This is a genomic window from Staphylococcus casei, assembly GCF_030294405.1.
Classification (GTDB): Bacteria; Bacillota; Bacilli; order Staphylococcales; family Staphylococcaceae; genus Staphylococcus; species Staphylococcus succinus.
Window position 1 is genome coordinate 696,224 of record NZ_CP125718.1, and the last position, 14,742, is coordinate 710,965.

Sequence of the window (14,742 nt, forward strand, 5' to 3'; positions counted from 1 at the left end):
CATGCTTTCGAATGAGATGTATGAGCTGATATGAAATAGTTAAGTGCTTGTTTGTTGAAAGTATTAAATCAAGAAATAAAGCAATGATTCATTGAACGACTTACAAATATTAAGTACATACTTTGTACCATCACATTCGTAATCATTAAAATGACGTCCTTAGTTAACATGCGTACGTATTTAAAAATAATTTTTACCGGAATAAGGTATTTTATTAAACACAAGGAGTGATGATTCATGAGAAAAATAGTAGCGAAAAAAGGTTTAGATATTGAATGTAAAGGTTGGGAACAAGAAGCAGTACTGAGAATGTTGTATAACAATTTAGATCCTGAAGTTGCTGAACGTCCAGAAGATTTAGTCGTTTATGGAGGTATAGGGAAAGCAGCTCGAAATTGGGAAGCATTTGAAGCAATCGAAGAAACATTACGTTCTTTAGAAGCTGATGAAACAATGTTAGTCCAATCGGGTAAACCTGTTGCAGTATTTAAAACACATGAAGAGGCGCCACGCGTATTGCTATCAAATTCAGTCCTTGTACCAGAATGGGCAAACTGGGATCATTTTAATGAGTTAGATAAAAAAGGGCTTATGATGTATGGACAAATGACCGCTGGAAGTTGGATTTACATTGGCTCACAAGGTATTGTTCAAGGCACATATGAAACATTTGGTGAGCTAGCAAACCAACACTACGATGGAAAACTCAATGGTACGGTGACTTTAACTGCGGGATTAGGAGGCATGGGTGGTGCACAACCACTTGCGGTTACAATGAATGGCGGTGTAGTCATTGGTGTTGACGTAGATGAAACAAGAATAGATAAACGTATTGAAACACGTTATTGCGATGTAAAAACACGTGATTTAGATGAAGCTTTGCGCTTAGCTGAAGAGGCGCGTCAACAAGGTAAGCCACTTTCTATTGGTTTAGTTGGTAATGCTGTAGATACACATAGAGCAATTTTGGATAAAAATTTTAAAATTGATATAGTTACTGACCAAACAAGTGCACATGATCCTTTAAATGGCTATATTCCACAAGGCTATACTTTAGAAGAAGCAAAAGCATTGCGCAATAAAGATCCGAAAGAATATGTTAAAAAATCAGAAGATTCAATGAAAGCGCATGTCCAATTGATGCTCGAATTTCAAGAAAAAGGTGCAGTTACATTTGATTATGGAAACAATATTCGCCAAGTTGCATTTAATAATGGATTAGAGAATGCTTTTGACTTTCCAGGTTTTGTTCCAGCTTATATTCGACCATTATTCTGTGAAGGTAAAGGACCATTTCGCTTTGCAGCATTAAGTGGAGACCCGAAAGATATAGCACGTGCTGATAAAGAAATGAGGAAATTATTCCCTGATAATGAAAAATTAATACGTTGGTTAGATTTAGCAGAAGAAAAAATTGCCTTCCAAGGTTTGCCTTCTCGTATTGCTTGGTTAGGTTATGAAGAACGTGCCCAAATGGGATTGGCATTAAATAAATTAGTGAGAGACGGGGAAATTTCGGCACCGATTGTTATAGGTCGTGATCACTTAGATTCTGGTTCAGTTGCGAGTCCAAATCGAGAAACAGAAGGTATGAAAGATGGTTCTGATGCTGTAGGAGACTGGGCGATCTTAAACGCTTTGATTAATACAGCAGCAGGTGGCTCTTGGATTTCATTCCATCACGGTGGCGGCGTTGGCATGGGTTATTCATTACATGCTGGTATGGTTGTAGTAGCAGATGGGACAGAACGCGCTGATCGTCGCTTAGGGCGTGTATTGACCACAGATCCGGGTATGGGTGTAGTAAGACATGCTGATGCAGGTTATCAATCATCTATCGATGTAGCAAAAGAAAAAGGTATTAAAATTCCAATGATTACAGGCAAAGGAGATAAAAAATGAACGATTTAATTATTCAAAATATTAAACAATTAATTTTACCTAAATCTACCAATCGTCCTTTAAAAGGTAAGGAATTAGACGAATTAGAGATTGTTGAGAATGGAACAGTAGTCATTCATGAAGGCAAAGTTTTATATTCGGGGGCACATACTGATAACTATGAAGCCAAAGCAACAATAGATGCAACAGGTAAAGTGGTGTCACCAGCACTTGTAGAAGCACACACGCATTTAGTGCATGGTGGTTCTCGAGAACACGAAATGTCGCTTAAAAGACAAGGTGTTTCTTATTTAGAAATACTTGAGCAAGGTGGAGGTATTTTATCTACTGTTGAAGCTACACGCAATGCGACAGAGGAGGAACTGTTTAACAAAGCAGAGAAAAATTTATTAACGATGATTCAACATGGTGTGCTGGCTGTCGAAAGTAAAAGTGGTTACGGATTAGATAAGGATAACGAATTAAAACAATTACGTGTATCTAATCGCTTAGCTGAAAAATATAACTTAGATATGAGACACACCTTCTTAGGTCCGCATGCTGTGCCGAAAGATGCAAAATCAAATCAAGCGTTCTTGCAAGAAATGATAGATTTATTACCAGAAGTTAAAGCATATGCGGATTTTGCAGATATTTTCTGTGAAACTGGAGTGTTTACAGTTGAAGAGTCTAAACAATATATGGAAGCTGCGAAAGCATTAGGCTTCAAAGTTAAAATACATGCAGATGAGATTGATCCTCTTGGTGGCTTAGAACTTGCTATTGATGAAGCGGCTATTTCTGCAGATCATTTAGTGGCTTCAAGTACAGAAGGTAAAATGAAATTGAAAGATAGTGATACCGTAGCTGTATTATTACCAGGTACGACATTTTATTTAGGCAAAGAGCAATATGCCGATGCAAGAGGTATGATAGCTAATAACGGTGCAATAGCAATTGCGACAGACTTCAATCCAGGAAGTTGTGTAACGAATAATCTGCAACTGATTATGTCAATTGCAGCATTAAAATTAAAATTATCACCTAATGAAATTTGGAATGCAGTTACAGTTAATGCTGCCAAAGCAATAGATGTAGATGCAGGTACAATTAACGAAGGTGATAAGGCAAATATCGTTATTTGGGATGCGCCTAATCATGAATATATTCCATATCATTATGGCATCAATCACGCTGAAAAAGTGATTAAAGATGGTGCAGTTATTGTTGATAATCAATTGAGTTTATAAAAGATAAGTGCAGTTAAGCAATATAAAGCTTAACTGCATTTTTTTGTTAAAGTGAGAATAAACGAGAATTGATTAAATATTCCGACAATTATGATAACATAAGTACTAAAGGGATGGGGAGGTGACGTTTGATGTGAGCGAGACCACTTATGTTAAACAGTGGCAAGGAAATATAAGTAACAATATATTATCCGGTATATTACTTGCATTGGCTTTACTTCCTGGAGCGATAGCTTTTTCCCTCATTGCGGGTGTTAGCCCGACGATTGGATTGATAAGTACAGGGCTGATGATGCTTGTGATTAGTGTGACAGGCAATAGGACATTGATGGTATCTGCACCAAGCAGTGGGGTGTCACTTGTAGTTGCACCACTTGCAGCGAGTCATGGTTTGCAGGCATTAATTATGGCAACAATTTTTATGGGGACGATACAAATCATCTTAGGATATTGCAATATAAACAAATTGTTAGATTTGATCCCTTTAGGTGTTGTAATTGGATTTATGAATGCTTTAGGTATACTATTATTTACATCTCAGTTGAAAAATATCTTCAATATTTCAAAAGAAACTTATATGATTACGATTGTTTCATTTTGCTTTATTTGGATTGTGCCTAAGTTTATAAAAATAATACCAGCACCTTTAATAGCAATCGTTATATTAACTGTGTTTGCCTGGGTCTTCAAACCGAATATTAAAGTTGTTAGTGATATGTCACCCATTCATGTAAAAATACCTCAGCCATCTATTCCAAAAGATATATGGGATTGGCATTTTTTAGTGATTGCATTTGTATATGGCGTGACAATGGCTATCGTAGCTATCGTACAGACAACATTAACAGCGCGTATGATGGATGATGTGACAGCTTCAAAAAGTGATAAAAACAAAGAGACTATTGGACAAGGTATAGCAAATTTTATTGTTGGTATCTTTGGCGGTTATGGTGGCAGTGCACTTGTAGGACAATCCCGATTCAATGTGTCAATGGGTGCAAGTTCTAGATTGTCTACACTTATAACAGGTAGTTTCTTACTAGTGAGTATATTTATTTTTGGAGCAATCATTGGGCAAATACCAATGGCTGTTTTATCTACGGTATTAATAACCATTTCACTGAATACTTTTGATCGTCGTACCATACCATTTATAAAACACGCTCCAATACTTAATGGTAGTACCGTATTACTAACATTCGTTATTATATTAATTACGAATAACCTTGCAGTTGGTGTCGTTTTGGTAACAATTGGTTATTATATAGTTAATAATTTAAAAAAGAAAGGTAGTGACGCATAATGCCGCAATATGAAGATTACGTTAATTGGAGAAGAACATTTCATCAATTTCCAGAATTGTCGGATGCTGAATATGAAACAACAAAAAGATTAAAACGTATTTTAGAATCATATGACATAAAAGTATTAGATTTACCTTTAGACACTGGATTAGTCGCCGAAGTTGGACAAGGGGAGCAATTTGTAGCTGTAAGGACTGATATCGATGCCTTACCTATTGACGAACAGGTGATTCATGAATTTACTTCAACAAATGAAGGTGTGATGCATGCATGTGGTCATGACATACATATGGCTAGTGTGTTAGCTGTAGCCACGAGGTTAAAAGCGATTGAAGATCAACTCAATGGACGTGTGCGTCTTATTTTTCAACCAGCCGAAGAACTAGGCTATGGAGCGTTTCACATTACAGATACTGGTGCTATTGATGGCGCTAAAGCTGTTTTAGGTTATCATAACTATCCAACATTAGACATTGGACAATTTGCAGTAAAATCTGGTGTTATCACATCATCCGTAGATCGTTTCGAATTTAAAATCAAAGGCAAAGGTGCTCATGCAGCTAAACCTGAACAAGGAAATGATCCCACAATCGTACTAGGTCAATTAATAAATAGCATTCAATCTATAGTTAGCAGAAATTTATCAGCTTTCGATAGTGCAGTGGTCACAATCGGCGAAGTTTCAAGTGGTAATACATGGAATGTGATTGCGGATCAAGCCTATGTTCAAGGGACTGTAAGAACGTTTGATGCAGAAAAACGAGATTATATAGAAGCACGTTTGAAATCGATAGGTAAAGGGTTAGCAGAGGCTTTTGGTGTTGATATTGAAACGATTTATCATCGCTTACCTGGAGCTGTTGAAAATGATGAAAAGCTAACGAATGATGCGATTGAAGTTGCAAAACAAGTAGGTTATAACGTTGAGGTTATGGACAAACCATTAACAATAGGAGAGGATTTTTCTGGTTTTTCACAAAAATATCCTAGTGTGTTTGTTTTTATAGGTTCAAATAGTGAATATGATTTACATCACCCTAAGTATGATCCAGATGAACGTATTTTAGAAAAAGTGCCAGACTACTTTATTACATTTGTACTAAAGCTTTTGAATGAAAACTAATTAGAAAATAGATGTATCTATGTATTAAATGAAATGAAAATGGGGTAAGGATGAAAGACGACATGAATTGAAGGAGTGTTAATAATGGCATCTCAAGATCCTAGAACAAAATTTTCAAATGCAGATTTTCCTCAACAAGAGCAATAGGCGCCAGGACTACAACAACAATTAGATCCTAAACCTGATTGTGGTGAAACCTCTTATAAGGGGTATGGGCGCTTGAAAGACTATAAGATGTTAGTCACAGGTGGCGATTCAGCTATTGGTCGTGCTGCCGCAATTGCTTATGCAAGAGAAGGGGCAGACGTAGCAATCAACTATTTACCAGCAGAAGAAGAAGATGCAATAGAGGTAAAAGAAATCATAGAGAATGAAGGCCGACGTGCTATTTTAATACCAGGTGACCTACGTAATGAACAATTCAATTATGATTTGGTCGAAGAAGCTTATCATAAACTGGGGGGTTTAGATAATGTCACGCTTGTTGCAGGTCATCAACAATATAAAAATAGTATAAAAGATTTTGATACCGCATCATTTTCAGAAACTTTTGAAACCAATGTCTATCCAATATTTTGGACAGTTCAAAAAGCATTAGATTATTTACAGGCAGGAGCAACAATTACGTTAACTTCATCAGTACAGGGCTATAATCCTAGTCCGATTTTACATGATTATGCCGCTACAAAAGCTGCTATCATCTCATTAACAAAGAGTTTATCAGAAGAATTGGGAGCTGAGGGTATCCGAGTAAACTGTGTAGCACCAGGACCATTTTGGTCTCCGCTACAAATATCGGGTGGTCAACCACAATCAAAAATACCAACCTTTGGGCAGAAAGAAGTGCTTGGTCGAGCAGGGCAACCTGTAGAACTTTCAGGTGTTTATGTACATTTAGCTGCTGAAGAATCAAGTTATACTACAGGTCAAGTATACGGTGTAACTGGAGGCACGCAGTTAGACTAAATTTATAGATTGAATTTAGAAGCTAGAAAATCATACCACGGGTTTTCTGGCTTTTTATTATGTCAAAGTAAAGGTAATGCTTTACTATAAATTCTTGTATTTGTCATTTTCACTTCTAATATCATATTGACAAAAAGTATATACCATATTAACATTTAGCAGTATTTGACGTATGATGAGCTATTAAGTACTGTAAGAAAATCATTGGAAATACTTATCAAGAGAAGTGTAGGCAGGTCTGTCGATACTTCGACAACATGGTGATGCATGTGCTAATTCCAGTAGTTTGGATAAATGCTAGAAGATAGGGATCAATTATAAACGTATACTCTTTTCTTCGATGTAGTAGGAAAGAGTTTTTAATTTTTATATGTATACATGTTAGTGCGATGAAAGTATTGTGATATTATCTTTGGAGAAAGTTGGTTAGGTATGGAGGAAACAAAGAAAGGCAATGTATGGGCATTAATTCCTTTAATTGTATTTGTAGGTTTGTTTTTAGGTGTTGGTATTGGCACAGGCGACTTTTCAACAATGCCACTAAATGTTGCTATTATAGTAGCATCAATTGTAGGTTTAGTATTAAATCGTAAAGAAACATTCGCTCAAAAAGTAGAAATTTTCACGAAAGGTGCAGGGCACTCTAATATTATATTGATGATGCTTATCTTCTTATTAGCAGGTGCTTTTTCACAAACTACAGAGGACATGGGAGGCGTGAAATCGACTGTTAATTTAGGCTTATCATTAATACCTGAAAACCTAATTATTGTAGGATTATTTATTATATGTATGTTTGTTTCTGTTTCGATGGGTACTTCTGTAGGTACAGTTGCTGCTATTGCTCCTGTAGGATTTGGATTAAGTCAAGCGACAGATGTTTCAGCAGCAATAACAATGGCAACAGTTGTTGGTGGAGCGATGTTTGGGGATAACTTATCAATGATTTCAGATACAACGATTGCAGCCGTACGTACACAAAAAACTAAGATGGGCGACAAATTTAAAGTGAACATTAAAATTGTATTACCAGGGGCAATCTTTACGATTATTGTTTTGTGGTTTTTAACAAAGGGTGCACACATCGATGCAACTAAAGATTACGACTACAATTTTATTAAAGTTGTACCTTATTTATTAGTATTAATATTAGCACTCATTGGAATCAACGTAATTATTGTGCTGATTGGCGGGATTGTATTATCATCAATAATTGGTTTAATTGATGGATCATTTGGATGGTCAGGGTTATTAACCTCTATTTCTAAAGGTATCATTGGTATGGAGGACATTGCTATTATAGCGTTACTTATTGGTGGCCTCGTAGCTCTGATTCAGCATAACGGTGGCATCACATGGCTGCTCAATTTCGTTCGTAGAAGAGTTAAATCTAAACGTGGCGCAGAGTTAGGTATTGCAGGGCTAGTGAGTACTGCTGATATAGCAACAGCGAATAATACGATTTCAATATTGATGGCAGGACCTTTAGCTAAAAATATATCAGAAGCGTATGATGTAGACCCGAGAAAATCGGCGAGTATTTTAGATATGTTTGCAAGCTGTTTCCAAGGGTTATTACCTTATAGCCCTCAACTTATAGCGGCTGCGGGCGTTGCGTCTATATCACCGTTTGAGTTAGTCCCGTATTCTATTTATCCAATGATTTTGGGTGTATGTGGATTAATTGCAATAGTATTTGGATTGCCTAGATTAGATAAAAAATAAATATGAATGCATTGTGGGAAGGCCTATCTAAACAAAATTTTGTTAAACACGCCTTCCTACTTTATATATAAGCTTAATTTTAAAAAATTAGAGTGATTATAGTGTAATATATAGATATAAAATAGCATTGTTTTTAATAAGTTCATTCACTTTTCTAGAAAACAAAATATGTAAATCGCCTGTTTTAGTATAAATACAATGAACATTTTGTAAATATCATGATTATAGTTTAGAAGTCTCGTGTAATAAGTTAGAATAGTCTTAAGAGTGAAAGTAGGTGAACAAGCGTGGCTAAATATAATGTAGAAAATGAAAACGTTGAAATAAGACTTGAGCGATTATTTAAAGTCGAACCTGAATTATTGTATCAAGCATGGACAGATCAACGATTTCTTAAGCAATGGTTTATGACAACTGCAAGAACGAATAAATCTATACAAGTGAATACAGAGCAAAATGGCAGTTATGAAATTATTGATGCTCGTAATGGAAAAGAAAATGTTATAAAAGGTGCTTTTATGACATTAACACCGTATGAATATATTGTTATGACAATTGGTATGCCAGAATTAAGTGATTCGGAAGATACGATTGAAGTGGAAATATTTGAAAGAGAACCAGGTATTACTCAAATGATTTTTAATTATATTGCTTTAGTACCAAGAGAAAGACGATATACAACTTTAGAATATAAACAAAAGAAAAAAGAATATCATGATTCTACGGCTCATGGCTTTGAAACTATGTTTGATAAGTTACAACTTACGTTAGAAGAGTTTGAAGCGGGACTATAATACCTAGGTTGAAATATATAACTGTATATATGGCGCTGAAGATTAATTATGATACATAAAAGGCTTATTGCATACTTTTAGTGGATGCGATAAGCCTTTTTTATTCAAATATAGCAAATAAATCTATGAGGTAATGTTAAATGATATCCCCGTTTTCTTTACGTTCATTAAATTTACGAAGTAGGGTTTCAAAAAATATATGATAGCTTATAAAACTAGAATAGTCCGTTCCATCTTCTAAATAAAATGTATTACTAGAAACATAAATATTATAATTCGCTCGTTGAGCAAGCATATTATCTTTTAAAGTAGTCACTGAAATAAAGTAATTTTGGCGTAGTTGCAATAAATTCGTAATATCTGACAGTTGATGGGATTCTCCTGACAGTGAGATGATGAAAAAAATATCTTTAGATGTTGCTTTATTTAAAATCATTTTAAATTCATGTATGTCATGTAATACGATAATGTTTTTATGTATAGTGAGTAAGATTCTTTGTGCTTCTTGTGCGACATTCATTTGTGCCAAACCTGTACCATATAGATAAATGGTTTCTGATTGATTAATTTTATTAGTGACCAGTTCAAAGTCGATACGATCTAAATATGAAAATGTATTTTCAATTTCTTGTTTGAATCCTTCAATAGAATCAGAAGGAAGTTGATGAGATTGTTCAGTTTCGAATTTTAAATAAGATTTAAAATCACTATATCCATCAAAGCCTAATTTGCGTGTGAAACGATGAATTGTAGCATTGGAAGCATGCGTATGCTCAGCCAAGTCTTGTATTTTCATTGTCTTACAAGCCTTTATATGTGTGTTGATAAAATGAGCAATATGTAAGTCATTTTCGTTTAATTTATTAAAATTATTATTAATACGACTGTCTAAAAACATTAGATCACCCCGCGCTTCCTGAAAATATTTTCACGTATTGAAAATATAATCTGATTATACAAAATTATTCGGAATGGCGTCAAACTATTGTTTAAATGTAAGCGTTACCTTTATGATTAAAATAAGAATTAAAAACATTGATTGCAGAGTTAAATATTATTTTTGAAATACCGTACCTGTATCAATAAATTACAATGTAAGTGATTTAATTTGTCATAAATGGGGGTAGTTCTATGAACACAATTAAGAGATTTGGTAGTGCAATGATTGTACCAGTACTTATGTTTGCATTCTTTGGTATTGTATTAGGGTTTGCTACTTTATTTAAAAACCCTTCAATAATGGGAAGTATCGCCAATGATGGCACCACGTGGTTTAAGATTTGGTCCGTCATCGAAGCGGGCGGTTGGACAATATTTGATCATATGGAAATGGTATTTGTCGTAGGACTGCCGCTGTCACTAGCGAAAAAAGCGCCAGGCCATGCGGCACTCGCAGCTTTAATGGGATATTTAATGTTCAATACATTTATCAATGCAATACTTACACAATGGCCACACACGTTTGGAGCTAACTTAGAAAAAGGCGTTGAAAACGTTACTGGTCTTAAAGCTATTGCAGGTATTGAAACGTTAGACACAAATATTTTAGGCGGTATTGTTATTTCTAGTATTGTGACATGGGTACATAATAGATTTTACAGTAAAAAATTACCAGAAATGTTAGGTGTTTTCCAAGGACTAACATTTGTTGTTACAATTTCATTTTTTATTATGTTACCATTAGCGGTCATCACTTGTATTGTATGGCCTACAATTCAAGATGGTATTTCATCATTACAAGGCTTTATTATTGCTTCGGGTTATATTGGTGTGTGGCTATTCCATTTTTTAGAAAGAGTACTTATTCCAACAGGACTACATCACTTTATTTATGCGCCTATTGAAGTAGGTCCAGTCGTTGTAAACCAAGGATTAAAAGCTGAATGGTTTGAACATGTTAATGACTTTGCGAAGAGTACCAAACCATTAAAAGAGCAATTTCCATACGGCTTTATGTTACAAGGTAATGGTAAAGTTTTTGGTGCAATAGGTATTGCACTAGCAATGTATTCGACGACGCCTAAAGAAAATAGAAAGAAAATTGCAGCATTACTTATACCTGCAACATTAACTGCTGTAGTGGTAGGGATTACAGAGCCTTTAGAATTTACGTTCTTATTTATTGCTCCATATCTATTCGTACTACATGCAATACTTTCAGCGACAATGGATACATTAATGTATGGATTTGGTCTTGTAGGTAATTTTGGTGGTGGATTAATCGATTTCTTTGCAACAAATTGGATACCGCTTGCACAGAATCATTGGTTAACTTATGTAATACAACTGATTATAGGTCTCGCATTTATAGGTATATATTTCGTTGTGTTCCGCTTCTTAATTTTAAAATTTAATATACCACTTCCAGGGCGTAAAAAAGACGAAGAAGGTGTTAAGCTTTATAGTAAGCAAGACTATAAAGGGAAAAATTCTAACCAGTCACCTCAAGGAAATGTTGATAATGAGTTTGAAGATAAAGCAATATATTATTTAGAAGGATTAGGTGGCAAAGAGAATATCAAAGATGTCACCAATTGTGCAACACGCTTAAGATTGACAGTCAATGACATGGAACAAGTAGAACATAATGATTACTTTATCCATAATCAAATGGCCCATGGATTAGTTAAAAGTGGAAAAAATGTTCAAGTCATTGTTGGTATGTCTGTACCTCAAGTTAGAGAAGCATTTGAACATCTTGTTGAAAATGAAGAAAATTAGTTGACGATAGACGTTATTGACTTAAATAAAATATACTAAAAAAAGCACAGACTACAGTAAAGAAACTACTGAGAGTTTGTGCTTTTCATTAAAATGATATATAAATTCTAAGAAATTCTAGCTTTAGTGATTAAACGAGGTTGATAAATCGCACCGTGTATATCTATGTTGTGTGTAGCAATTTGATAGATTAGTTTAGCAAATGTTGCAGGCGAACATGAGACATTAATCTTATCTCGGTTGAAGGTATACATGACTTGTTCTGTATTATTAATCAAATTCATGATATCTATCATTTTATCTTTAATAAAAGCATCACGTAATCCGTCAATAGATAGTTCAAAACGTTTGGATGATGATAGTAAATGAGTTGAATCTAATAATTCCTCAAGCTGATGATTTTCTAAAATTTGATAAATCGTATAATTATGGAAGCTAAGGAAACTAATTATATATGGCAGTTGCTGCTTAGGTAAATTAATCTTTAAAGCATACAAGTTTTTTTCTTTGAAAATTGTAAATTTGAATGTATCACAAAAATTAATTTGATTACATAGTTTAGTTAATTGTTTCCGTGTGGCGCGTTGGTTGAGTCCGCCTATATTTAATACAAATGTTTCTGTTCTATCTAAAAACATATTATACCTCCACCTCTATATAAAGTCACATTTAGGATATTATGCATAATATTCTTTTGTACTTAAATTTTACCTGTTTTAATTTCTATTAAATTGTACCACTCTTTTTTAACCTTAGCACTAGGTCTTTAGAACGAAGTTGAAATTATACGACAATACAGTGTTTGCATCACTCTAAAATATTTTGAATATTTAGAAAATTATATTGTTAACTTGTATAAAATGTGATACATTTTTCTTTATTAATACATAGAGGAAGTGTTTAAAGATGTTATCCAAAGTAAGTAGATTTGCAACAAACACATTCTTGATATGGATGTTAATCGCAGCAGTAATTGGATTCTTTTTCCCAAATCAACTCGCTACATTGAGTGGATGGGTCCCGTATTTATTAGGTATTGTCATGCTTGGTATGGGTTTAACAATTGATCCTAAAGATTTTAAGATCGTATTTCAATCACCTAAATCAGTTGTTATTGGTGTGATATTACAATATACAATTATGCCAGTTACAGCATATTTAATTGCTAAGTTATTTCATTTACCACCAGAAGTTGCGATTGGAGTAATCTTAGTAGGTTGTTGCCCAGGTGGTACATCGAGTAATGTAATGAGTTATTTAGCGAATGCAAATGTTGCATTATCTGTGGCTATTACAAGTGTTTCTACATTGTTAGCCCCAATATTAACACCAGCGCTTATTTACTTATTTGCACATCAATGGTTGCAAGTTTCGTTTATGAGTATGTTTTGGTCAGTCATTCAAGTTATACTTATCCCCATCATTATAGGATTTATTTTACAGAAAGTGTTTAAGAAATTTGCTGAAAAATCAGCCACTGCTTTACCTATCGTATCTGTTGTCGCAATTTCATTAATATTGGCTTCAGTTGTGGGGGGCAGTAAATCGCAAATATTACAAACAGGGTTATTGATTTTTGCAGTAGTCATATTACACAATGTCATAGGTTATACATTAGGCTATACATTAGCAAAAATATTTAAACTTGAAAGAGCGGATAAAAAAGCTGTCTCAATTGAAGTAGGTATGCAAAACTCTGGTTTAGCAGTTTCGTTAGCGACTGTGCATTTTAGCCCATTGGCGGCAGTACCTGGGGCAGTCTTTAGTTTGGTTCATAATATAACTGGACCTATATTAGCAAAATACTGGCATAAAAAATAATTGTATTTATTACTTTATCTAAGAATTATCGTTATAAGTCAACTCACTCTAATTGAGTGAGTTTTTTTATGAAGTAAGAACTAAAAATAAGGGGGGAATACATAATTATCAGTCATATTGTGATAAGCTTTTAGTAAATTCATTAAAATGATATGGAACTCATTGAATAGAAAAGATAAATAGATACTTAAGTATGATTGATATACAAGTATTTATAATTTGTTTAAAACCAAACGATAAATTTAAAAGGGAGAATCATTATGTATAGAGCAGTAATATTTGATTTTGATGGCACTATTATTGATACGGAAAAGCACTTATTTCAAATTATTAATAAACATTTAAAGCAAAATGGTTTAACGGAAATCTCGCTAGATTATTATCGACAATCTATTGGTGGTGCTGCAACAGAATTACACAACTATTTAGAAAATCAACTAGGTATAGATAACAAGCAAAAAATTTATGAAGAACATAATCTTACTAGCGTTGAACTACCTATTATTGCAGATGTTAAACAGTTGATGGATTATTGTAAAAAACGCCATATACCTATGGCGATAGCTACAAGTAGTTATAGAAAAGATATTCTACCAACTTTTAAGAACTTAGGACTAGATGCATACATTGAGGTTATCGTGGCTAGAGAAGATGTTGAATCTGTAAAACCTGATCCGGAGTTATATTTAACTGCAGTACAGCAACTTAACTACGCTCCGGGTAATTGTTTAGCGATAGAAGATTCAGTGAATGGAGCCACAGCAGCTGTTACTGCAGGATTAGATGTTATTGTTAATACTAATGAAATGACGAAGCAACAAGATTTTAGTAAAGTTGCATATTCAGGTAGAGATTTAACAGTAAATGAAATGATTGTGAGTTATTTTGAGAAAAAGTAGGAGTTTAGATACATGAATGGATACTTAATTTTATTTTTTTTAGCTGGCCCTGTAGTTTTGGCGCTCAGTAATCTAGTCTTGGGACCTATATTTAATAAAAAAATACCATTTACCATACAATTTAGGTCATTTATGGTTGGAACAGTAATTTATTTATTGTGTGCTGTTGTTTTATATTACTTAGTGTTACAAGACCGATTTTAAAAGGAATAAACAAATAAAACAGCCTGATTTAGCCTCTTTCTTAAAAGAAGTAAT

12 protein-coding genes, 1 pseudogene and 1 riboswitch are annotated in these 14,742 nt (G+C 34.1%); of the genes and pseudogenes, 11 read left to right on the forward strand and 2 right to left on the reverse strand.

From position 1 onward, the window contains the following. The first annotated feature begins 237 nt into the window (after positions 1-237). The 7 genes and pseudogenes from hutU to QMO72_RS03100 all read left to right on the forward strand — a co-directional run bounded on the left by hutU (position 238) and on the right by QMO72_RS03100 (position 9,043). On the forward strand, positions 238-1,902 hold the full coding sequence (hutU, locus tag QMO72_RS03070) for a urocanate hydratase (RefSeq protein ID WP_103266136.1): 1,665 nt from the start codon (positions 238-240) through the stop codon (positions 1,900-1,902). Then, entirely contained in the window at positions 1,899-3,131 is a 1,233-nt protein-coding gene (hutI, locus tag QMO72_RS03075; protein ID WP_103266135.1) for an imidazolonepropionase, read from the forward strand. Before hutU ends, hutI begins: the two co-directional genes overlap by 4 nt. A gap of 133 nt (positions 3,132-3,264) precedes the next feature. After that, a complete protein-coding gene (locus tag QMO72_RS03080; RefSeq protein ID WP_103266134.1) occupies positions 3,265-4,434 on the forward strand; it encodes a SulP family inorganic anion transporter in 1,170 nt (389 codons plus the stop codon). Beyond that, positions 4,434-5,558 carry an amidohydrolase gene (locus QMO72_RS03085; RefSeq protein ID WP_069822866.1) on the forward strand — a complete coding sequence of 375 codons (1,125 nt, stop codon included), beginning with the start codon at positions 4,434-4,436 and terminating at the stop codon, positions 5,556-5,558. The genes QMO72_RS03080 and QMO72_RS03085 overlap by 1 nt, the downstream gene beginning before the upstream one ends. Positions 5,559-5,642: 84 nt before the next feature. Continuing rightward, a pseudogene (locus QMO72_RS03090) lies at positions 5,643-6,524 on the forward strand (SDR family oxidoreductase). 211 nt (positions 6,525-6,735) lie between these two features. Further along, positions 6,736-6,835, forward strand: a riboswitch (SAM riboswitch). Positions 6,836-6,956: 121 nt separating this feature from the next. Next, positions 6,957-8,249, forward strand: coding sequence for a Na+/H+ antiporter NhaC family protein (locus QMO72_RS03095; RefSeq protein WP_103266133.1), 1,293 nt, complete (start codon positions 6,957-6,959; stop codon positions 8,247-8,249). A 287-nt stretch (positions 8,250-8,536) separates the two neighbouring features. Further along, positions 8,537-9,043: an SRPBCC family protein gene (locus QMO72_RS03100; RefSeq protein ID WP_103267439.1), complete on the forward strand. Its 507-nt coding sequence runs from the start codon at positions 8,537-8,539 to the stop codon at positions 9,041-9,043. A gap of 136 nt (positions 9,044-9,179) precedes the next feature. On the opposite strand, the gene QMO72_RS03105 is transcribed toward QMO72_RS03100, so the two are convergent. Further along, positions 9,180-9,941 carry a MurR/RpiR family transcriptional regulator gene (locus tag QMO72_RS03105; RefSeq protein ID WP_073505694.1) on the reverse strand — a complete coding sequence of 254 codons (762 nt, stop codon included), beginning with the start codon at positions 9,939-9,941 and terminating at the stop codon, positions 9,180-9,182. Between the two features lie 233 nt (positions 9,942-10,174). On the opposite strand from QMO72_RS03105, the gene QMO72_RS03110 reads away from it, so the two are divergent. After that, on the forward strand, positions 10,175-11,764 hold the full coding sequence (locus tag QMO72_RS03110; protein WP_103267440.1) for an alpha-glucoside-specific PTS transporter subunit IIBC: 1,590 nt from the start codon (positions 10,175-10,177) through the stop codon (positions 11,762-11,764). Positions 11,765-11,871: 107 nt separating this feature from the next. On the opposite strand, the gene QMO72_RS03115 is transcribed toward QMO72_RS03110, so the two are convergent. Next, positions 11,872-12,402, reverse strand: coding sequence for a hypothetical protein (locus QMO72_RS03115; RefSeq protein WP_069822860.1), 531 nt, complete (start codon positions 12,400-12,402; stop codon positions 11,872-11,874). Positions 12,403-12,670: 268 nt separating this feature from the next. Between QMO72_RS03115 and QMO72_RS03120 the strand changes: the two genes are divergently transcribed. From QMO72_RS03120 to QMO72_RS03130, 3 genes are all read left to right on the forward strand, one after another. Further along, positions 12,671-13,585, forward strand: coding sequence for a bile acid:sodium symporter family protein (locus QMO72_RS03120; protein ID WP_103267441.1), 915 nt, complete (start codon positions 12,671-12,673; stop codon positions 13,583-13,585). 260 nt (positions 13,586-13,845) lie between these two features. After that, positions 13,846-14,484, forward strand: coding sequence for an HAD family hydrolase (locus QMO72_RS03125; protein ID WP_103267442.1), 639 nt, complete (start codon positions 13,846-13,848; stop codon positions 14,482-14,484). 12 nt (positions 14,485-14,496) lie between these two features. After that, positions 14,497-14,688: a hypothetical protein gene (locus QMO72_RS03130; RefSeq protein ID WP_046835736.1), complete on the forward strand. Its 192-nt coding sequence runs from the start codon at positions 14,497-14,499 to the stop codon at positions 14,686-14,688. The last annotated feature ends 54 nt before the right edge of the window (positions 14,689-14,742 follow it).